Source organism: Allobosea sp. FBZP-16 (assembly GCF_002831785.1).
GTDB classification, from domain to species: Bacteria; Pseudomonadota; Alphaproteobacteria; order Rhizobiales; family Beijerinckiaceae; genus Allobosea; species Allobosea lupini.
Genome location: NZ_LNCQ01000059.1, coordinates 149952 through 169838 on the forward strand (window position 1 = coordinate 149952; position 19887 = coordinate 169838).

A 19887-nucleotide genomic window follows, 5' to 3' on the forward strand; every position below is an offset into this window, starting at 1 on the left:
GCCGCCCAGTTGGACCAGGACAGGCGGCTGGCGCAGCAGCAGCCAGCCGAGCAGGCCGGCGAAGACTGGCATCAGGGTCGGCGTCACCGAGGCCGCGCGTCCGGCCGAGGTCATCTGCACGCCGAGCGCGACAAGGGCCGCGAAGGGAGCGCCCCAGAGGACGCTGAAGATGAAGCCGTTGCGCCAGGCCTTTGGTGGCAGATCGCGCAGCAGCACCGGTGCCAGCAGGATCGCACCGATGCCGTAGCGCAGGGCGGTCAGGTCCCAGACGTTCAGGCTGCGGGTGACGCTGAAGCGCGTGACCACGAACCAGCCGGCGAAGATCGAGACCGTCAGCACCGCCCAGAGAAAGCCGATCAGCCGCTTGCGTGAGGAACGCCCGCCATCCACCGCATCCGGCGCGCCGCCTGGAGAGCGATCGGGAGATTCGGCAGGCATGTCGGTGCGCTCAGCGCTCCGGCAGCGGGATGAACTCCTCCTCGTCGCCTGGCACGGTGTCGAAGCGGCCGGTCTTCCATTCCTGCTTGGCCTGGTCGATCCGCTCCTTCGATGAGGAGACGAAGTTCCACCAGATATGGCGCGGGCCGTCCATCGGCTCGCCGCCGATCAGCATCAGCCGGCTCTGGTCGACGGCGAGGATGGAGATCCGGTCGCCCGGCTTGAAGATCAGCAGCTGGCCGGCGCCGAACTCGTCGCCGGCGATGTCGATCTTGCCGGTGACGATATAGACGGCACGCTCGTGATAGTCGGGATCGAGCGGCAGGATCGCGCCCGGCGCCAGCACGGCCTCGGCGTAGAGCGTGTCCCAGGGGAATTTCACCGGAGAGGTCTCGCCGAAGGCCGAGCCCATGATCAGGCTGACGCGTTTTCCCTCGCCGACGATCCGGGGCAACTCCGGCGCTGCATGATGGATGAACTCGGGCGCGACCTCCTCATGCGTCTTCGGCAGAGCGAGCCAGGTCTGGATGCCATAGAGCTTGGGCGCCTTCACGCGCTCTTCCGGCGCGGTGCGCTCGGAATGGACGATGCCGCGCCCGGCCGTCATCAGATTGACCGCGCCCGGTCGGATCGGCAGCGCCGTGCCCAGCGAATCGCGATGCATGATCTCGCCGTCGAAGAGATAGGTGACGGTGGAGAGTCCGATATGCGGATGCGGGCGCACGTCGATGCCTTCGCCGAGCAGGAACTCGGCCGGGCCCATCTGGTCGAAGAAGATGAAGGGGCCGACCATCTTGCGCCCGATCGAGGGCAAGGCGCGGCGGACGGAGAAGCCGCCGAGATCATGCGCACGCGGCACGATGACCTGCTCGAGCGCCTCGCAGGAGCGTGTATCGCCCGCGACCGGGTCATGATCGGGCAGCTGCGACATGGCGATGTCCTCCTGTGAAGGAAGGGAGACTGGCCCCGGATGCTGTGTACGGCAAGGGCACAGCCGGGCGCACGGGCTCGACGCGGCTGCTGCGGGAAATTATCGATAATGCATGGCCAAAGAGAAATCAGAGACCCTGCCGGTCCGCATCAGCCGCATCCTCGCCGAGCGGATCATCTCCGGGCAGATCGAGCCGGGCGCGCGGCTGCGGCAGGACCATGTCGCGGTCGAGTTCGGCGCCAGCCATGTCCCGGTGCGCGAGGCCTTCCAGCGGCTGGAAGCACAGGGGCTCGCCGTCAGCGAGCCGCGTCGCGGCGTGCGCGTCGCCGCCTTTGACCTACGTGAGGTCCGCGAGGTCGCCGAGATGCGTGCGGCGCTGGAGGTTCTGGCGCTGCGCCATGCCGGTCCGCATCTGACGCGCGCCATCCTCGACGAGGCCGAGGAAGCGACCCGCGCCGGCGATAATTCTCCGGACGTCCGCGCCTGGGAGGAGGCGAACCGGCGCTTCCACCGTTTGATCGTAACGCCCTGCGCCATGCCGCGCTTGCTTGCGGCGATCGACGACCTCCATGCCGCCAGCGCGCGTTTCCTGTTCTCGGCCTGGCGCTCGGACTGGGAGGCGCGCACCGACCACGACCACCGCGCCATCCTCGCCGCGCTGCGCGCCGGGCAGGTGGATGAGGCGGCAGCCATCCTCGCCCGCCATGTCCAGTGGATCGGCTCCAAGCCGGTGCGGACCGCCGCCGGCGGAACGCGGGACGTCTTTGCGATCCAGGGCTGAGGCCGGCTCGTCTGTTGGCGGGCAGGATCGCAGCGGGAGCTGTGCAGCGATGCGCTCACGGATGAGCGCGCCGGACGCGCTTGCATTCCTGGCGCGGCTGCGGACTCTACGATAGATCAAGTTACAAAATTATCTATAATTATGGAATCGATGGAGACGATCTCGTGAGTGACCTCAGCTACGTTCCGCCTGTCCGCTTCAGCCCGCTCGGGCTGCAGGCGCGTCCGGTCCATATCAAGGCCGCCGCCGTCCTGCTCGGTACGCTCGTCCTGGCGATCGCCTCGCAGATCAGCGTGCCGATGCTGCCGGTACCGATGACCATGCAGACGCTGGCGGTGATCCTGATCGGCGCGCTCTATGGCTGGCGGCTCGGCGTGCTCACCATCCTCGCCTGGCTCGGCGAGGCGGCGACCGGCCTGCCCGTGCTCGCCAATGGCAGCGGCGGCCTCGCCCCCTTCATGGGCCCGACCGCCGGATACCTTGCTTCCTTCCCCCTCGTCGCCGCACTGGTCGGCTGGCTTGCCGAGCGCGGCTGGAATGGCAACCGGCCGGCTTTCGCCGTCGCCGCGATGCTGCTCGGCCACGCGCTCTGCCTGGCATTCGGCGCAGCTTGGCTGGCGACGCTGATCGGCGCGGAAAAGGCGATGTTCGCCGGCGTCGTCCCCTTCCTGCTCGGCTCGCTGGTGAAGTCCGGACTGGGCGCCGCGATCCTGATGGCGCTCGTGCGTCGCACGAACAAGGCTGAAGAGGCGTGAGTTGAGACAGCCCGGCGCCTCGGCGCCGGGCTAAGCCCTCCGACGGTCAAGCGGCCTGCCGGGTTTCGAGCTGGGCGAGCCGCGCCACATAGTGTTCGGCCGCCGCCTCCAGCGCCTCGGCATCGGCCCGGCGCGCATCATAGATCAGGAACGGCTCCTGCCAGGCGAGGGCGCAGCGATGCGCCGTCGCCTGCAACGGCTTCAGCAGGTCGCGCAGCGAGAACAGGTTGGCGCCGCTCGTCGTGTAGGCCTCGGGAATATTGCCGGCGGTCGCGGCGATCAGGAGCGGACGGCCGGCGAGCTTTGCCCCTTCCGCCTCATAGTGGATGTAGAACATCCGGGTCAGCACCGCATCCTGCCAGGCCTTGAGCAGCGGCGGCGTCGAATACCATTGCACCGGGAACTGCAGGACGATGCGTTCGGCGGACAGCAGGCGTGCAGCCTCGGCGTCACCGTCGATGCGTCCGTCCGGATAGAGCGCCTGCATGTCGACAACGCTGGTGCCGGGCCGGCTGCCAGCGGCGTCCGCCAGCGTCCGATTGGCGCACGAGCTCTGATAATCGGGGTGGAAGAGCAGGATCAGCGTCTGCGTCATGGCGACCTCCTTCGGTTCGAAAGCAGGATGTCGCTGACCAAGAAATTACTCCAATGGATGATCGATATATCGTATTATCGATATCATGAATTTACGGGCGATCGATCTTAACCTGCTCGTCATCCTCGACGCCTTGCTCGACGAGGCGCATGTCTCGCGCGCCGCCGAGCGGGTCGGCCTCTCGCAACCGGCTGCCTCCAGCGCCCTCGAACGCTGCCGCCATCTCTTCGGCGATCCGCTGTTGCTGCGGGGCAGGGGGCGGATGCGCCTGACCGCGAAGGCGCAGGCCTTGCAGCAGCCGCTGCGCGACATTCTGGGCAGGGTGAGCGCGTTGCTCGATGCGCCCGAACCCGATCTGAAGAGCCTGAAGCAGGCCGTCAGGGTGATGACGGCCGAATTGCCGCCGGCTCTGGTGACGGGCCGCGTCTATGAGCGGTTGAGACAGACCGCGCCGGGCCTGACCCTCGCCATCCTGCCCTGGCAGGGTGCGCCGGCGACTCTGGAGGCCCTGGCGCAGGGGCGGGCCGACCTCGCCATTTCGGTCTTCCCGACGATCGACGCCGATTTCACCCGCCGGGGGCTGTTGCGCGAGCATTATGTCGTGGCGATGCGCCGGGATCATCCGGCGGCAGCCGGCTTCGATCTCGACCGCTGGCTCGCCTTTCCGCATGTGCTGGTGTCCGGCCGCGGTGAGACGCATGGCCCGCTCGACGAGGCGCTCGCCCGACTCGGTCGGACGCGCCATATCGGCCTGGTGGTGCCGAGTTTCCTCAGCGTGCCGCCCTTGCTGTTGGGCTCCGAGCTGATCGCGCTGCTGCCGAGCCGAATCTTGCCGCCGGAGGAGGCCGACCGCTTCGTCACCTTCGAGCCGCCTGTCGCAGTCGAGGGCTTTCCGCTGCATCTTGCCTGGCATCGGCGCAGCGAGCGTGACCCGGCCGTGCAGCACGTTGCTCGACTGATCGAAGCCGTGCTCGGCGAAGCCGCTGCGGTCAGTCCGCCGGCCTGATGCTCGTCATCATGGCGCGGCCGGCCTGGTGACGCTCGCTACCGGTCTCGCAGGTCTTGCAGATCACGCCGAGATAGCGCCCGTCGATAACCGTCTCGGCGAACAGCCCGGACTTGTAGTTGTGGCGGGCGTCGGTCTCGATCATCCACCAGTCGCGCGTCCCGAGTGATACGCGCCCGAGTGGCTGCAGCACCTGCGCATCCTTGCTCGTGCTGCGCAAGACCGCGCGGATGCGGAAATAGCGGTCCATCGGTGCAGCATAGAGCGAGGCGAGCCGGGCGGCGTCATCTGCGCCGGCGACGGGCTGAGGCCGCATCAGGATCGTGCAGGTCTCCTGCGTGCGCTTGCAGGCCTCTGCCTCGCACACGAGCTGGACACGGGTGCGCCCATCCTTGCCGGTCTCGCCTTCGGCGGTGCCGTCGATCCGCCAACCCTGCGGCAGGTCGAGCATCAGGCCATCCGGCAGTGGCAGGGGCTCTGCGCTCGCGGGGCTGGCCAGCAGCGCGCCGCCTAGCAGGGCGATGCAAAGCGCAATATCGCGGCTTCCGGTCATGCAGTGCCTCCGGCGCGGCCGATATGCGTGGCCGCCAGCCGATCGAAGAGCTGCATCTGGTCGGAATTGAGGACGCGCGCCGGCAGCAGCAGTGGATCGCCGCGGCGCAGAACGACGAAGATATGCTCCCCGCGCCGCTCGATGCCGGTGAACGCCGCCCAGTCATAACGGCTCTCGATGCCGCGTTGCCGGCTCCTGATACTCTCCGGCGAGATCAGGACCCGGACCTCATCGTCGCTGGCCCGTCGATGCAGGGTCTTGCCGAGGCTTTTGGCATTGAGGCGCATGAGCAGCGGCGTCGCGACATGGCCGACCAGGACCAGGCCGCAGAGCCCGGCCGTGATCGGCCAGAACGTCTTCACCGCCATCTCGGCGAAAAGCGGCAGGGCGAATTCGAAGGGCACGCGATCGGGATCGATGCTCCACAGCAACAGCATGACCGCCGGCACCAGCAGCAGCGCGAAGACGAGGCCGAATGCCGTCCGGCGCAGCAGGCGGCTGCGCGGCCAGAACCGCTCCTGCTGGCGGAGGGCCATCGCCGTACGATCCTCGGGCGTCAGGCGAAAGCGCAGATCGAGAGGCGCTTCGTCGGCCGGTTCCTTTGCCGATTGCTCCGCTGCGTCGGTATCAGAAGGCTTCGCCTGGCCGATGCAGAACCGGGCCCAGTCCCGAAGATGCGCCTGCTGTTCGGCCGACAGGTCTCGCCTTGGCAGCGCGACGAGATCGTCGACCCCTTCGATCTCGATGAAGAAGTGTTCGGGACCTTCGGCCAGCTGGCGCAGTCGGCAGGCCGGGATATGGCTGGGGTGGTGCGGCTCGCTGCTGTCGAGGCCGGCTTCATGAAGGCGATAGCTGCAGGGCGTCGCGGCGATGAGGCCCTCGTTCCGATACCAGCGCCGCAGGCGACGGCGCGTGGAGAGGCCGAAGAACGCGTAGGCCATAACGCCCGCCAGGGCGAAAATCGTCAGGAGGATGCCGGTCGGACCGAGCAGTGCGTCGAGGAAATTGCGGCCCATCAGGGCGTAGTCGCCGCGGCCGCTCCCACCCCAGGAGGTCGAGAGCTGACCGAGGACGATCAGGAGCAGCGCGATGCCGGTGATGATCAGGACGTTGCGGCGCCGCGTCGCGATCAGGTCGCGGTAGAGATGCATCGCGGCTGCGACGCGGTCCTCGCCGGTGAGCGAGATCGCAAGCTCGAACGGCGGCGGGGCCGTGAGCGGCCTGCTCGCTACGGAGGGCGTAGTCCGCATCTCGCGGCGCGCCAGTTGCGCTCCTAGTTCCCGACGTCGAGCGGCTGGGTGCCGGTCGGCTTGCCGTCGGCGCCAAGCGTGATCTTCTCGATTCGGGCTTCAGCCTGCTTCAGCAGCGTATCGCAGCGCGCCTTCAGCGCTTCGCCGCGAGTGTAGATGTCGATCGATTCTTCCAGCGCGACGTCGCCGCGTTCGAGCCGGGCGACGATGGCTTCCAGCTCCTTCAGGGCCGCCTCGAAGGGCAGGCCGGCGACATCGGCATTGGTCTTGGCGTCGGTCACGGGCGCGATTCCTGTTGGGGGCTCGTTATCGACTGTGATGCCTGCTCCCGCAACCCTTTCGGGGCAGCAACCGCCAAGGCCGTCATCGCTCCTCAGAGCGTCACCGCAAATGAACGCAACGATTCGAAGGGCTCCTTGACTGCTAAAGAAGCGCAGGTCGTCCCGGGCGACCGCAGGGAGACCCGGGACCCATTCCGGAACTTTTATCGGTGAGGCTCAGGAATGGGTCCCGGATCTGCGCTTCGCTTCGTCCGGGATAACCGCGTCATGGATACCGAAGCCTACCCCCTGAAAACCTGCGCATCATTTTGCCTCACATCGGCAGGGCCGAGGTCTTCTTGATCGTGCGCAGCGTCAGCGTCGACTGCACCCGGGTGACGCCGGGCAATTGCGTGATGATGTCGGTGTGGATGCGCTCGAAATCGGCGCTGTCGCGATAAATCACCCGCATCAGGTAATCATGCGCGCCGGCGAGCAGATGGCATTCGAGGATCTCCGGCAGGTCCTGCACCGCCTTCTCGAAGCTCTCCAGCGAGGCGCGGCCCTGCTGGTCGAGCGTGACGAAGACGAAGGCGGTGCCGGGGAACCCGGCGATGCGCTCGTCGAGCATCATCACATAGCCGCGGATCAGCCCGCTCTCCTCGAGCTGGCGCACGCGGCGCAGGCAGGCGGAGGGCGAGAGGTGGACCTTGTCGGCGAGGTCCGAATTGGTGATCCGGCCATCCTTCTGGAGGATGCGCAGGATCGTCTTGTCGCGGGAATCGAGTTCGATCTGCATCGCTGGAGCGTCGTCCCGTGGGCCGGTACCGTCTGACGCGGTCACCGGAAAGCGCAGATGCTTCTGCGCAAAAAGCGCAGTTGGCAAGCATGATCTTGCGCGTGATCTCGCCAAATCCGCATGGTGGCGCTGTCGCGGCGTCTGAAGCCGCAGGATCGTGCGGCGCAGCATTCGCATTTTCCTGCCTGGATCGCGGTGAAGCGGCGCGTTCGAAACCACTGGAATGGCGGGTCTGGCCGTGGCGGCAAAATAGTTTACAACTGAACTATTCCATCCGGGACGCCGTCATGAATCTCTGGTTCCGCCTGATCTGGCTGCTGCTGACGCGGCCCTTCCAGCCGAAGCTGAAGCCGCCCTTCGAGGCCTCGATCCTGCCGTTCCGGGTCTGGCCCCATGATCTCGATACCAGCCTGCACATGAACAATGCGCGCTATTGGGGGCTGATGGATCTCGGCCGCACGGACCTGATGCTGCGCAGCGGCCTGTGGCGCGCGGTCCTGCGCCATGGCTGGGTGCCGGTGGTCAATTGCGGCACGATCCGTTTCCGCCGCGAGGTTCGCCTGTTTCGCGCCCTCCGGCTGGAGACGCGATTGCTCTGCTGGAGCGAGGGCTGGGTCGTGATCCAGCACCGTGTCCTGGCGGACGGGCGCGACGGCACCGAGATCGTCGCCGCGGTCGCGCTCGTGCGGGCGGCGCTCTATGACCGCAAGGGCAGAGCCTATGTGCCGGCCGAGCGCCTCTTCGCCGAGATGGGCGTTGCCGCCGAAAGCCCGGAGCCGAGCCCGGAGGTTGCCGCCTTCCTTGCGGCTGAGGAGGCGCTGCGGCAGGCCGGGGGCTCAACCGGACAGACGCCGGCCGAGCCTGTGCCAGAGTGAGGCGAAGGCCGCCAGCGCCAGCGCGCCAGGCAGGACGACGAGCACAAGGAAGTCGAAGCCGAGCTGCTGGTCGACGATCAGCAGGGGATCGATGCCCGCCGGCGGATGCATCGTCCGGGTGACGTGCATCAGGAAGGCGGAGAGGCCGACAGAAATGGCGATAGCAAGGCTCGAATGCCCTGCCACCGATAGCACGGCGTAGCCTGCCAGGCTGGCGACGAGGTGTCCGCCGATCAGGGCGCGTGGTCTGGCCGGCGCCGCGTCCGGCAGCGACAGCACCAATACGATCGATGTGACGAAAGGAATGAGGCCGAGCGGCCGCCCGGCCATGGCGGCAGCCTGTTCCATCGCAGCGATGGCAAGGGTCGTCCCGGCGCCCGCCAGCAAGCCGAAGGGCAGCGTGCGCCGCAGAGCGGTGAGAAGGGATTCCATCGCTGTCAGATCACTCCGCCGCCAGCCTTGTCGCGCGCCATTGCGCCAGCAGCGCCCGCAGCGCGCCTGGCTTGAGCGGCTTGTTCAGCACATGGATGTCAAGCGCTGCCGCCTCCTCGCGCACCTCCGGCGAGCGGTCCGCCGTCAGCAGGATCGCCGGCAGTCCGCCGACGCTTTGTCGCAGCGCCGAGATCACCGCGATCCCGTTTTCGCCATGGTCGAGATGGTAGTCGGCGATCAGCACATCCGGCGCGCCGGTCGTGGCGATGAGCGCCGAGGCTTCGTCGAGACCACCTGCGGTCTCGACCTTGCAGCCCCAGCCGCCGAGCAGCAGGCGCATGCCGTCGAGAATCGTCGGCTCGTTGTCGATGGCGAGCAGCTTGAGGCCCGCGAGTTGGCTGCTGGACGGGGTGCCGCGCGCAGCCGATGCCGTCGCCATCGCCGGCAGCGGTGCGGCCCGCGGCACTAGGATCGAGAAGCGTGTGCCGCGCCCGGGCGTCGAGGCGAGAGCGAGCTTGTGGTCAAGGGTGCGCGCGATCCGCTCGACGATCGAGAGGCCGAGGCCGAGGCCGCGCGCCACCTTTGCGCCCTGGTCGAGGCGCTGGAACTCGCGGAACACGGTCTTCTGTTTGCTCGCGGGGATGCCGAGCCCCGTATCGAGCACCTCGATCGAGACTTGCCCGTCGCGCCGGCGGCAGCCGACCAGCACCTTGCCATTCGGCGTGTATTTGATCGCGTTCGAGACGAGGTTCTGCAGCAGGCGGCGCAACAGGCGCCGATCGGAGCGGACGGTCGCAGCGGTCGTCACGAAGACGAGCTGGAGCCCCTTCTCCTGGGCGCTCGGCTCGAATTCGCGCTGGAGCTGGCGCATCAATTCGTCGAGGCGGAAGGCGCTGATCTCCGGCTTGAGCGCGCCGCCGTCGAGTCTCGATATCTCGAGCAAGGCGGTCAGGATCTCCTCGACCGCGTCGAGCGAGGCGTCGATGTTCTCCGCTAGATCGGGCTGCGCACTGCTGCGATCGCGCTCGACCAGGGCGGATGCGTAAAGCCGCGCGGCGTTCAGAGGCTGCAGGATGTCGTGGCTGGCGGCGGCGAGGAAGCGCGTCTTCGAGGCGTTGGCCTCGTCGGCCTCGGCCTTGGCGCGCTGCAATTCGGTGTTGACGTGCCTGATCTCCTCGGTGCGCTCGGCGACGCGCTTTTCCAGGGTCTCGTTGGTCCGCTCCAGCTCCTCCTCGGCCGCGACCGCATCGGTGATGTCGGTATAGGTGGTGACGATGCCGCCATCCGGCAGCGGGTTCGAGCGGATCTCGATGACATTCTTCGACGGGTAGAGCTTGAGGCGGACCGGTTCGCGGTCGTTGACGAAGCTCTCCAGCCGCGCCGCCATCAATTCGTCGTGCCGGCCGGCGCCATAGGCGCCGCGCTGGGCGTTGTAGCGCACGATCTCGTCGAGCCCCGTGCCGAAGCGCACCAGCGAGGGCGGCAGGTCGTACAGCTGGATGAACGCCTTGTTCCAGGCGAGCAGCCTGAGGTCCCGGTCGAGCACGGTGATGCCCTGGCCGGCATGGTCGAGGCCGTTCTGGAGGATATCGCGATTGTATTGCAGGGCGGCCGAAGCGTCGTCGAGCAGCTTGAATGCGGCCTCTGTCGAGAGATTGCGCCGCTTCAGCAGCAGCGACAGCACGAGGCGGGAGGATGCGGCGCCGATCGCGGAAGAGAGCAGGTGCTCGCCGAAGCGCAGCATGTGGATGTCGGCCTCGCGCGTGCCGGTCAGCACCTCGCCGCGCGAATGGGCGAAGCCTTCGAAGGCGCGCTGCGTCCGTTCCTGGCCGAGATAGCGGCCGATCGTCGATTGCAGCTCGGCCTCGGTGACGCTGGAGCGCCAGAGCGAGAAGGACTGGGCCATGGTCGCCCGGTCCGACTCGACGAAGGCGTTGGCCTGCAGCCGCTCCATCGCGCTTGCCGGCCGCAACATCGAGAAGCCGAGATAGCAGGCGAGGTTGATGCCGAGGCTCCAGAGAACACCATGCGGCAAGGCCGGCAGCGACAGGCCGAACAGCGCCTCCGGCCGCAGGGCGGTGATGCCGAGCGGCCCGTGCGCGACGATGTCGGCCCAGTAGCCGCCCGGATTGGCAAGGCTCGGTATCAGCAGCGTGTACAGCCATGTCAGCAGGCCAGCCGACAGGCCGGCTGCCGCGCCAAGCGCGGTGCCGCGCCGCCAGATCAGCCCGCCGAAGAAGGCCGGTGCGATCTGCGCCGTGGCGGCGAAGGAGAGCAGGCCGATCGAGACCAGCGCCGCCTCGCCGGCGGCGCGGTAATAGGCATAGCCGAGCAGGATCACGGCGACGATCGCGCCCCGCCTGATATGCACGACCTGCGAACCGAGATCGCCGCCGGTCGGGCCGCTGCGGCCTTCGCCGCCCTCGATCAGCGCCGCGGCACGCTCGGGATCGACGCTGACGCCGCGCCCGCGCAGCAGCAGCGGCGTGACGAGATGGTTCGAGATCATGATCGCCAGCGCGACCGAGGCGACGATCACCATCGCGGTGCCCGCCGAGAGCCCGCCGATGAAGACCAAGAGGGCGATCAGGCCGGCCTGCTTCTCCAGCGGCAACAGCAGCACGGTCATGTCGCGGTCGACGCCCGAGCCGGGGAGCAGCACCTCGCCGGCGGCCGCCAGCGGCAGCACGAACAGGTTGATCAGCACGAGGTAGAGCGGGAACATCCAGGCGGCGCGGCGCACGTCGCGGACGTCGCGGTTCTCGACGATCGCCATGTGGAACTGCCGCGCCAGCAGCAGCGCGGCGCAGGAGGACAGCGCGGTCAGCGTCAGGAACATCGGCCAGCTCGATGTCCGCTCCCAGATCGGCGGCCTGTCGCCCGCGGCCTTGGCCGCCTGGGCGAACAGGTCGCCGGCCCCGTCGAACAGGCCGTAGACGACGAAGACGCCGAGCGCGAGGAACGCGACGAGCTTGACCAGCGACTCGGCCGCGATCGCCAGCACCAGCCCGTCCTGGTGCTCGGTCGCGTCGATATGGCGGGTGCCGAAGGCGCAGGCGAAGCCGGCGAGCACCAGCGCGACGAGGAAGGCAAGGTCGCTCAGCACCGGTATGTCGGTCATCGGCGGCGGCCCGCCGGCCGCGGCGAAGAACACCGAGAGCGAGTTCGCCACCGCCTTCAATTGCAGGGCGATATAGGGCAGGGCGCCGACCACCGCGACGATGCAGACCAGTGCCGCGACCCGCTCGCTCTTGCCGTAGCGGGCGCCGACGAAGTCGGCGATCGAGGTGATGTTCTGCGACTTGGCGATGGCGACGATGCGGGCGACGAAGCGGTGCCCGAGCCCAATCACCAGCGCCGGGCCAACATAGATGCCGAGGAAGTCGAAACCGGCCCGGTTGGCGAAGCCGACCGAGCCGTAGAAGGTCCAGGAGGTGCAGTAGACGCCGAGCGCCAGCGCATAGATCGTGGTACGCGCCCGGCCGCTCATTAGCCGTCGCCCCGCCGTGTCCGCGAGATGGGCGATCGCGAACAGCACGCAGAGATAGCCGAGCGCGCTCAGGACGACGGACCAGGCCGGTAGCATCCCACCTCCTTGCAACGGCAATCGCCGGCAAATCTATCGCCGCGGCGCTGCCGCCGCCATCGGCCTTTCGGCCTGTCCTCAGGCGGCTGCCTGGACCTGCGCCAGCCGTTCCAGCCGCCGCTCGCCCCAGGCATGCATGGCGCGGACGATCTCTTCGAGCGAACGGCCTTCCTCGGTCAGGGCATAATCGACCCGCGGCGGAACCTGCGCATAGACCGTCCGCAGGACGAGCCCACACTCCTCCAGCTCTCGCAACTGCCGGGTCAGCATGCGCTGCGTCGCGCTCGGAAGCTTGCGCCGGATCTCGTTGAAGCGCAGCGTGCCGGAGAGCAGGTGGTAGACGATCACGCCCTTCCACTTGCCGTCGATCAGGTCCAGCGTCACCTCGACGGGGCAGCCGCCGGCGCAGTCGTAGCGCTTCTTCGTCTTCAACATCCGACAGTATCCATTGTGATACTACTGGTCCAATTTGTGCGTATTGCAGCTCCTGAGCCTAACAGTATGTCTGGGCCTGCAACAGGAGATTTTCCGATGAAGGCCATCGGCTACCGCGCATCCCATCCGATCGAACATCCCGAGGCGCTGCTCGACCTCACACTCGACAAGCCGGAGGCGGCCGGCCGCGACCTGCTCGTCAGGGTCGAGGCGGTCTCGGTCAATCCGGTCGACACCAAGATGCGCCTGCGTTCGCAACCCGAGGCTGGTGGCGTGAAGGTGCTCGGCTGGGACGCCGCCGGCACTGTCGAGGCGGTCGGCCCGGATGCGACGCTGTTCAAGCCGGGTGACAAGGTCTTCTACGCCGGTGCGATCGGCCGTTCCGGTACGAATGCCGAATACCATCTGGTCGATGAGCGCATCGTCGGACGCCGGCCGGCCTCGCTCTCGGTCGCGGAGGCGGCGGCGCTGCCGCTGACCGCGATCACCGCCTGGGAGGCGCTGTTCGACCGGCTCGACATCCGCAAGCCGGTTGCGGGTGCTGCGAACGCGTTGTTGATCGTCGGCGGTGCCGGCGGCGTCGGCTCGATCGCGATCCAGCTCGCCAAACAGCTCAGCAGCGTCACGGTGATCGCGACCGCCTCGCGGCCGGAAACGCAGGACTGGGTCAGGGAGCTCGGCGCCGACCACGTCGTCGACCACACCAGGCCGTTGGCCGCTCAGGTCGCCGGGCTCGGCATCGGCGCGCCGGCCTTTGTCTTCTCGACCACGCAGACCGACCGGCATTTCGACGAGATCGTCGAACTGATCGCGCCGCAAGGCCGCTTCGGCCTGATCGACGATCCCGCGCCGATCGACGTGATGAAGCTGAAGCGCAAGAGCGTTTCGCTGCACTGGGAGCTGATGTTCACGCGCTCGCTCTTCGCCACCCCCGACATGATCGCTCAGCACGAACTGCTCAACGAGGTCGGCGCCATGGTCGACGCCGGCAGGCTCAGGACCACGCTCGGCGAGCATTTCGGCAGAATCGACGCGGCAAACCTGAAGCGCGCTCATGCCCTGCTCGAAAGCGGCAAGGCCAAGGGCAAGATCGTGCTCGAAGGCTTCTGAGGGAGGCGTCGCGGCAGGACCGGATCGCTGCTTCAACGTTCGTCGTCGCGCGATCTTTGCAGATTGGATGATTGCGGCCTGAAATCGGTCTTTTCCGTGAGAAAATGCCGAGGAAAACGGCCGGAAGCCTGCTTCCACCATGAGTGTCGCTGGTCTAGCGTGCACGCGGGGGCGGCATTGCGCAGCGTGATGTCGAAGACTGGCCAGGCATTCGGAAAGGCGCGCCATGATCAAGGAATTCAAGGAGTTTGCCCTGAAGGGCAATGTCGTCGATCTCGCCATCGGCGTGATCATCGGCGCTGCCTTCGGCAAGATCGTCGAATCGCTCGTCGGCGACATCATCATGCCGCTGATCGGCGCCATCGGCAGCGTCGACTTCTCCAACTACTTCATCGGGCTCAACAGCGCCGTCACCTCCCCGGTCCTCGCCGATGCCAAGAAGCAGGGCGCCGTCCTTGCCTATGGCAGCTTCATCACCATCGCCGTCAATTTCATGATCATCGCCTTCGTGCTGTTCATGGTCGTCAAGGGCATCAACCGGCTCAAGCGCAAGGAAGCCGCCGCTGCTCCGGCCGAGCCGGCGGCCCCGGCGCAGGATGTCGTCCTGCTCGGCGAGATCCGCGACCTGCTGAAGCAGAAGGCCTGACGCACTTTTCGAGGGGTGCCGGCTCGTCGGCACGCCTCGCGATCCATCACTGCGACCGATCGGGTCGATCTCGTCAATTCATGCCGCCAGGGCGCGATCTGCGTTAGATTGGCCTGCATGTTTCTCGCGACGGATCGCCTTAAGGATCGCTCATGAACATGCACGCACCGGCCGGCACCAGCCTGATCGCCGATTTGCGCCCCGAGGCGCGCAACGCGCCCGAGAGCGGCATCGTCGAGGTCGTCAATCACGGCCGGCTCAAGCCAGGGCTGATCCCGCTCTGGGTCGGCGAGGGTGATCTGCCGACGCCGGACTTCATCGTCCGCGCCGCCAACCAGTCGCTGGCCGACGGCGAGACCTTCTACACCTGGCAGCGTGGCATTCCGGAGCTGCGCGAGGCGCTGGCACGCTATCACAGCGCGCTCTATGGCCGCCCCTTCGCCATGGACCGCTTCTACGTCACCGGTTCCGGCATGCAGTCGGTCCAGATCGCGGTCCGGCTGATCGCCGGCGTCGGCGACGAACTCATCATCCCGACCCCGGCCTGGCCGAACTTCGCTGCTGCCATGGGCATTGCCGGCGCCAACCCGGTCTGCGTTCCCATGCAGTTCAAGGATGGGCGCTTCACGCTCGACCTTGAGAAGCTCGAAGCGGCGATCTCGCCTCGCACCCGCGCTTTCGTCATCAACTCGCCGGCCAACCCGACCGGCTGGACCGCGACGCGTGACGAGCTCGCCGCGATCCTCGCCATCGCTCGCAAACATGGCATCTGGATCATCGCCGACGAGATCTATGCCCGCTTCGTCTATGACGGTTCGCCCCGTGCGGCCTCGTTCCACGACGTGATGGAGCAGGAGGACCGCATCCTCTTCGTCCAGACCTTCTCGAAGAACTGGGCGATGACCGGCTGGCGCGTCGGCTGGATCGAGGTGCCGCCCGCTTTCGGCCAGATCGTCGAGAACCTGATCCAGTACTCCACCTCCGGCTCGCCGGTCTTCGTCCAGCGCGCCGCCATCGCGGCGCTGGAGGAGGGCGAGCCCTTTGTCGCGCAGCAGATCGCCCGCGCCACCGAAGGGCGCCGCATCGTCGCAGAGGGGCTGAAGGCGACCAACCGCGTCGAGCTGCAGGCACCGGACGGCGCCTTCTACCAGTTCTTCAGCGTCGACGGCTGGACCGATTCCCGCAAGCTGGCGATCGAGCTGGTCGACACGGCCAATGTCGGCCTGGCACCGGGCACCGCTTTCGGTCCTGGCGGCGAGACCGGCCTGCGCTTCTGTTTCGCCCGCAAGGCTTCGGATCTCCATGAGGCGGTGGCGCGGCTGCAGAAGGCGCTGGCGGGCTGATATCGGCGGCGGTCATGCCCCGCTTGCGTCAGGGGCGTTTGACCTGAGCGTCAGCCGCCTCCATTGATGCCCGATGCGTCCTGCCGGCGCATCGCGAGCCTCATGCCTGTTCCGAGCTACGTCCCCTATCATCTGCGCACCTTGTCGCGTGAAGCGGCCGTGATCGCTTGTGCGGCGGTCGGCGGCACGCTCTTCACCTTGCTGGGGGTACCGGCGGCCTGGCTCTCGGGCTCGATGCTGGTGGTCTCGATCTTCGGCATCACCCGGCCGCTGCCGGACCTTCGCCGCCCCTGGTTCGATTCGACCATGGTGATGTCCGGCGCGCTGATCGGCTCGGCGGCGACGCCCGAGGCGCTCGCCGCGACGGCGCGTTATCCCGGCTCACTCTTGGTGCTGGTTGTCGGCCTCCTCGCCATCATGCTGGCGACCGGCGCCTATCTGCGCTTCGTCGCACGCTGGAGCTGGATCGATTCGCTCCTCGCCGCCGCGCCTGGCGCGCTCTCGGCAGTGATCTCGGTGGCGCAGGACAAGGGCGCCAATATCGGCCGCATCGCCGCGATCCAGCTCTTCCGCATCCTCGTCCTGGTCGCGGTGCTGCCCAGCATCATGAAGCTGAGCGGCGGTGGCACCCCGCTCTCGCTGCCGCCTCCGGTCGTGATCGCCAGCGTCGGCGACCTGGCGCTGCTGCTCGGCAGCGGGCTGGTCACCGGGCTGATCTTCGAGCGCATCGGCGTCACCGCGCCCTTCATCCTCGGCGCGACGCTGGCGAGCGCCGTGTTGCACGGCACCGGCCTCGTCCACGGCACCATGCCGCCGGAGATCGCGATCGCGGTGATGGTCATGCTCGGCGCCGCGATGGGCGGGCGCGTTTCCAATCTGAAGCGGGGCGAGATCGCGGCGCTGTTCCCGCTCGCGATCGGGGGCTTCGTCGTCTCGATGGCGGTGGCTTTCGCCTTCGCCTGGCCGGCGGCCTGGCTCGCCGGCGTGCCCTATGCCAGCGCCATGGCCGCCTTCGCACCGGGCGGGCTCGAGGCGATGGCGATGCTTGCCTTCGCCATGGGGCTCGACCCGCTCTATGTCGGAGCGCATCACCTGACACGCTTCATGCTGCTCGGGCTCCTGATGCCGTTCCTCGTCGGCTGGGTGCAGCCGGAGAAGCCTCCTGCGCCATAGCGGCGGCCCGGAGCCTGCCAAGGCCGGCTCCGGGGCAGGGGTCAGTCCAGGCTGATCGTGGTCAGGTCCTGGAACCAGTGCTGGGCCAGCACGAACTGCTTGATCTTCGGCGAGAGCACATGCGGGTTGGTGTCGTGCACGACCCAGACCAGAACCGCGTCGTCGACGATCTGCGCATGCGCCCTGGCCAGCAACGCGTCCTGCCGGGCGACGTCGAAGGTCTTCATCGCCTCGTCGAGCAGCCCGTCGACCACGGGGCTCGCATAGCCACCCCAGTTCACGCCGACCGGCGCTGCCTGGTTCGAGTGGAAGAACCGGATGATCGCATAGAGCGGATCGGAGGTGACATAGGCGATGTTGTTCGAGCTGATGCCCGCGTTGATCTCGTCCTTCGCCCCCTTGCGCCAGTGGGTGTACAAAAGTTCGAGCTCGACCACCTTGAAGTCGATCTCGATGCCGACCTCCTTCAGGTTCTGCTGGATGAACTCGTTCATTGGCAACGACAGCATCTGGCCGGTGCCGCCCTGCGCGATCACGAAGGTCGCCTTCAGCGGCTTGGCGGGCGAGTAACCGGCTTCCGCCAGCAACTTCTTGGCTGCTTCCGGATCGTACTTGATCTCGAAGCCCGGCTTTCCGAACCACGGGCTCGCCGGATCGACCTGGCCGACGGCAGGCTTGGCGAGGCCGTTCATCAGCGCCACCACGCCGTTGCGGTCGATCGCCAGGTTCATCGCCTTGCGCAGCCGAATATCGGTCCAGGGCGAGCCGGGAAGCACGCTGAGATGGTAGTTCCAGACATGCGGCGTGACGTTCTCGACGATGCGCATGCCGGCCCGCTTCAGCTGCGGCACGGTGTCGGGAGCCGGCGTCTCGATCAGGTCGACCTGGCCCGCGATCAGAGCATTGGTCCGCGCCAGCACCTCCGGCATCGGCACGAGCACCAGCTTGTCGACCTTGGCCAGCCTGTCCTTGTTCCAGTAATCCGCGTTCTTGCTGAGCTCGGCGAGTTCGCGCGGCACCAACCGGGTCAGCCTGAACGGGCCTGTGCCGGAAGGCTCGCGAGCGAACTTGTCCCAGTCCCGGCCGAGCTTCTCGTATTGCGCCGGGCTCGACACCAGGAACCAGAGCATCTGGTAGGGAAAGAAGGAGTCGACCGCCTTGGTGGTGATCTCGACCGTCTTGGCGTCGACCTTGCGCCAGCTCGCGATCGAGGGCAGGCGCGGTTTGACCTGCGCCGCCTGGCGCCGGTCGTAATGCGCCGCCTTCTCGTCGAGCACCTTGTCGAGATTCCAGACGACGGCGTCGGCGTCGAAGGCGCTGCCGTCATGGAACTTCACGCCCTCGCGTAGCGTGAACAGCCACTTCGTCGGATCGGCAGGATCGACCTTCCAGCCCGTGGCAAGCCCCGGAACCAGCTTGCCCGGCCGGTCGCCGATATTCATCTCCCAGGCGACCAGCGGATCGTAGAGCGTATAGCCCGTGAATTTATAGGCGCCCGCACCGCGATCGGGCTGGCCGGAGGTCAACGGTATGTCCGCCATCGAGATGCCGTAGCGGACGACCGTCTCGGCCAACGCCGGACTGGTCAGGAAAAGGGCGATGAGGGCGGACCCCGCCAAGCGTTTGAGCATTGCGCGCACCGGTGTGAGGAGTGGTGCGCCATCTCGGCAAAAGCCGTGCCATCTGGAACCTTCGGTCGGGCGACTATGGCCCTCGTCAGCGCTCAGCCGACGCCGTTGGTGTGGGTCATCAGCGCATAGAGCGATGTGGTCCCGCAGATGAACAGTCGGTTCCGCTTCGGGCCGCCGAAGCAGAGATTGGCGACCACCTCCGGCACCAGCACCTTGCCGATCAGCGTGCCGTCCGGATCGAAGACGTGGAGACCGTCGGCGGCGCTGCTCCAGAGCCGGCCTTCGACGTCGAAGCGGAATCCGTCGAACAGCCCGCTCGTGCAGGTGGCGAAGACCGAGGAAGCGCCTAGCGTTGTGCCGTCGCCGGTCACCGCGAACTTGCGGATATGGCGCGGCCCGTTCTCCGGATCATGGCTCGCCCCGGTGTCGGCGATGTAGAGCGCGCTCTCGTCGGGCGAGAAAGCGAGGCCGTTCGGCTTGACGAAATCATCGGCGACGATAGCGATCTCGCCGCTGTGCGGATCGATGCGGTAAACATTGCAGCGGCCGATCTCGCTCTGCGCCTTGTCGCCCTCATAGTCGGTGAGGATGCCGTAATCGGGGTCGGTGAACCAGATCGAGCCGTCCGACTTCACCACCACGTCGTTGGGCGAATTCAGGCGCTTGCCCTGGTAGTGGCTCGCCAGCACGGTGACGGAGCCGTCATGCTCGGTGCGCGTCACCTGTCGCCCGCCATGCTCGCAGGTGACGAGCCGGCCCTGCCGGTCGACGGTGTTGCCGTTCGAGTTCCGCGCCGGCTGGCGGAACGTGCCGACCTCACCGGTGAGGGCGTCGTAGCGCAGCATCCGGTTGTTGGGGATGTCGGACCAGACCAGCGTCTGGTGCGCCGGGAACCAGGCCGGCCCTTCCGACCAGCGCGCCCCGGTCCACAGCCGCTCCATCCGGGCCGAGCCGGGCACGATCCGATGGAAGCGCGGGTCGAGCACCTCGACGCGAAAACCCTCGATGAAGCCGAACGTCATGCCTGTCCTCCCTTGGTGGCGGGAGGATCGGCGATCATGGCCGTGGAGGCAATCGCGTGAGGAACACAGCCCGCATGCTCGGGCGTCATTCTCGGGCCTGGCTAGGAGCGTCCGAAGGTGACGGCCTGCCGACGCAGGCTGGCTCGCGCGGATGACATGCGCGGGGAACCCTTCTCCCGTATGGGAGAAGGGCAGGGATGAGGGCCTGCCCTATCCGATTGAGGTCGCAGCGGTGCCGTTGCGTTCAGATGATCAGCGGCGGTCCC

General features: G+C 67.3%; 20 protein-coding genes. 8 read left to right on the forward strand and 12 right to left on the reverse strand.

Annotated features, from left to right (window positions below; translation table 11 throughout):
- Positions 1 to 438, reverse strand: a 438-nt coding sequence (locus CXY91_RS29340; protein WP_158673657.1) for a DMT family transporter, incomplete at its 3' end; no start/stop codon positions are given.
- 10 nt (positions 439 to 448) lie between these two features.
- A complete protein-coding gene (locus CXY91_RS29345) occupies positions 449 to 1369 on the reverse strand; it encodes a pirin family protein (RefSeq protein WP_100965478.1) in 921 nt (306 codons plus the stop codon).
- A gap of 112 nt (positions 1370 to 1481) precedes the next feature.
- On the opposite strand from CXY91_RS29345, the gene CXY91_RS29350 reads away from it, so the two are divergent.
- Together CXY91_RS29350 and CXY91_RS29355 are read left to right on the forward strand one after the other, a co-directional pair.
- Positions 1482 to 2150, forward strand: coding sequence for a GntR family transcriptional regulator (locus CXY91_RS29350; protein ID WP_091831321.1), 669 nt, complete (start codon positions 1482 to 1484; stop codon positions 2148 to 2150).
- A gap of 164 nt (positions 2151 to 2314) precedes the next feature.
- Entirely contained in the window at positions 2315 to 2905 is a 591-nt protein-coding gene (locus CXY91_RS29355; RefSeq protein ID WP_100965479.1) for a biotin transporter BioY, read from the forward strand.
- Positions 2906 to 2951: 46 nt separating this feature from the next.
- Here the strand turns inward: CXY91_RS29355 and CXY91_RS29360 are convergent, their stop codons facing one another.
- The gene (locus tag CXY91_RS29360; RefSeq protein ID WP_100965480.1) at positions 2952 to 3500 is read right to left on the reverse strand and encodes an NAD(P)H-dependent oxidoreductase; all 549 of its coding nucleotides are present in this window, start codon (positions 3498 to 3500) and stop codon (positions 2952 to 2954) included.
- Between the two features lie 85 nt (positions 3501 to 3585).
- Here CXY91_RS29360 and CXY91_RS29365 point away from each other — a divergent pair, with 85 nt between their 5' ends.
- Positions 3586 to 4506, forward strand: coding sequence for a LysR family transcriptional regulator (locus CXY91_RS29365; protein WP_100965481.1), 921 nt, complete (start codon positions 3586 to 3588; stop codon positions 4504 to 4506).
- Here CXY91_RS29365 and CXY91_RS29370 read toward each other — a convergent pair.
- The 4 genes from CXY91_RS29370 to CXY91_RS29385 all read right to left on the reverse strand — a co-directional run bounded on the left by CXY91_RS29370 (position 4490) and on the right by CXY91_RS29385 (position 7368).
- The gene (locus CXY91_RS29370; protein WP_100965482.1) at positions 4490 to 5059 is read right to left on the reverse strand and encodes a hypothetical protein; all 570 of its coding nucleotides are present in this window, start codon (positions 5057 to 5059) and stop codon (positions 4490 to 4492) included. The genes CXY91_RS29365 and CXY91_RS29370 overlap by 17 nt on opposite strands.
- Positions 5056 to 6309 carry a YcxB family protein gene (locus CXY91_RS29375; RefSeq protein WP_100965483.1) on the reverse strand — a complete coding sequence of 418 codons (1254 nt, stop codon included), beginning with the start codon at positions 6307 to 6309 and terminating at the stop codon, positions 5056 to 5058. The genes CXY91_RS29370 and CXY91_RS29375 overlap by 4 nt, the downstream gene beginning before the upstream one ends.
- A 23-nt stretch (positions 6310 to 6332) precedes the next feature.
- Entirely contained in the window at positions 6333 to 6590 is a 258-nt protein-coding gene (locus CXY91_RS29380; RefSeq protein WP_091831309.1) for an exodeoxyribonuclease VII small subunit, read from the reverse strand.
- Between the two features lie 313 nt (positions 6591 to 6903).
- The gene (locus CXY91_RS29385) at positions 6904 to 7368 is read right to left on the reverse strand and encodes an Lrp/AsnC family transcriptional regulator (protein WP_193219601.1); all 465 of its coding nucleotides are present in this window, start codon (positions 7366 to 7368) and stop codon (positions 6904 to 6906) included.
- A 287-nt stretch (positions 7369 to 7655) separates the two neighbouring features.
- On the opposite strand from CXY91_RS29385, the gene CXY91_RS29390 reads away from it, so the two are divergent.
- Positions 7656 to 8243 carry a thioesterase family protein gene (locus CXY91_RS29390; protein ID WP_100965484.1) on the forward strand — a complete coding sequence of 196 codons (588 nt, stop codon included), beginning with the start codon at positions 7656 to 7658 and terminating at the stop codon, positions 8241 to 8243.
- Here CXY91_RS29390 and CXY91_RS29395 read toward each other — a convergent pair.
- From CXY91_RS29395 to CXY91_RS29405, 3 genes are all read right to left on the reverse strand, one after another.
- Positions 8205 to 8675, reverse strand: a complete 471-nt coding sequence (locus tag CXY91_RS29395; protein ID WP_091831306.1) for an HPP family protein — start codon at positions 8673 to 8675, stop codon at positions 8205 to 8207. The genes CXY91_RS29390 and CXY91_RS29395 overlap by 39 nt on opposite strands.
- A 10-nt stretch (positions 8676 to 8685) precedes the next feature.
- A complete protein-coding gene (locus CXY91_RS29400) occupies positions 8686 to 12261 on the reverse strand; it encodes a PAS domain-containing hybrid sensor histidine kinase/response regulator (protein WP_091831304.1) in 3576 nt (1191 codons plus the stop codon).
- 78 nt (positions 12262 to 12339) lie between these two features.
- On the reverse strand, positions 12340 to 12696 hold the full coding sequence (locus tag CXY91_RS29405; protein ID WP_100965485.1) for a winged helix-turn-helix transcriptional regulator: 357 nt from the start codon (positions 12694 to 12696) through the stop codon (positions 12340 to 12342).
- A 96-nt stretch (positions 12697 to 12792) separates the two neighbouring features.
- Here CXY91_RS29405 and CXY91_RS29410 point away from each other — a divergent pair, with 96 nt between their 5' ends.
- The 4 genes from CXY91_RS29410 (at position 12793) to CXY91_RS29425 (ending at position 16968) form a co-directional block, all read left to right on the forward strand.
- A complete protein-coding gene (locus tag CXY91_RS29410; protein WP_100965486.1) occupies positions 12793 to 13806 on the forward strand; it encodes a zinc-binding alcohol dehydrogenase family protein in 1014 nt (337 codons plus the stop codon).
- Positions 13807 to 14032: 226 nt separating this feature from the next.
- Complete coding sequence (mscL, locus tag CXY91_RS29415; RefSeq protein ID WP_091831298.1) at positions 14033 to 14452, forward strand: large conductance mechanosensitive channel protein MscL; 420 nt, start codon at positions 14033 to 14035, stop codon at positions 14450 to 14452.
- 152 nt (positions 14453 to 14604) lie between these two features.
- Complete coding sequence (locus tag CXY91_RS29420; protein WP_100965487.1) at positions 14605 to 15795, forward strand: pyridoxal phosphate-dependent aminotransferase; 1191 nt, start codon at positions 14605 to 14607, stop codon at positions 15793 to 15795.
- A 102-nt stretch (positions 15796 to 15897) separates the two neighbouring features.
- Positions 15898 to 16968 carry an AbrB family transcriptional regulator gene (locus CXY91_RS29425; RefSeq protein WP_158673658.1) on the forward strand — a complete coding sequence of 357 codons (1071 nt, stop codon included), beginning with the start codon at positions 15898 to 15900 and terminating at the stop codon, positions 16966 to 16968.
- 41 nt (positions 16969 to 17009) lie between these two features.
- Here CXY91_RS29425 and CXY91_RS29430 read toward each other — a convergent pair whose 3' ends face one another.
- Complete coding sequence (locus tag CXY91_RS29430) at positions 17010 to 18599, reverse strand: ABC transporter substrate-binding protein (RefSeq protein ID WP_100965489.1); 1590 nt, start codon at positions 18597 to 18599, stop codon at positions 17010 to 17012.
- 92 nt (positions 18600 to 18691) lie between these two features.
- Complete coding sequence (locus CXY91_RS29435; RefSeq protein ID WP_100965490.1) at positions 18692 to 19621, reverse strand: SMP-30/gluconolactonase/LRE family protein; 930 nt, start codon at positions 19619 to 19621, stop codon at positions 18692 to 18694.
- Between the last annotated feature and the right edge of the window lie 266 nt (positions 19622 to 19887).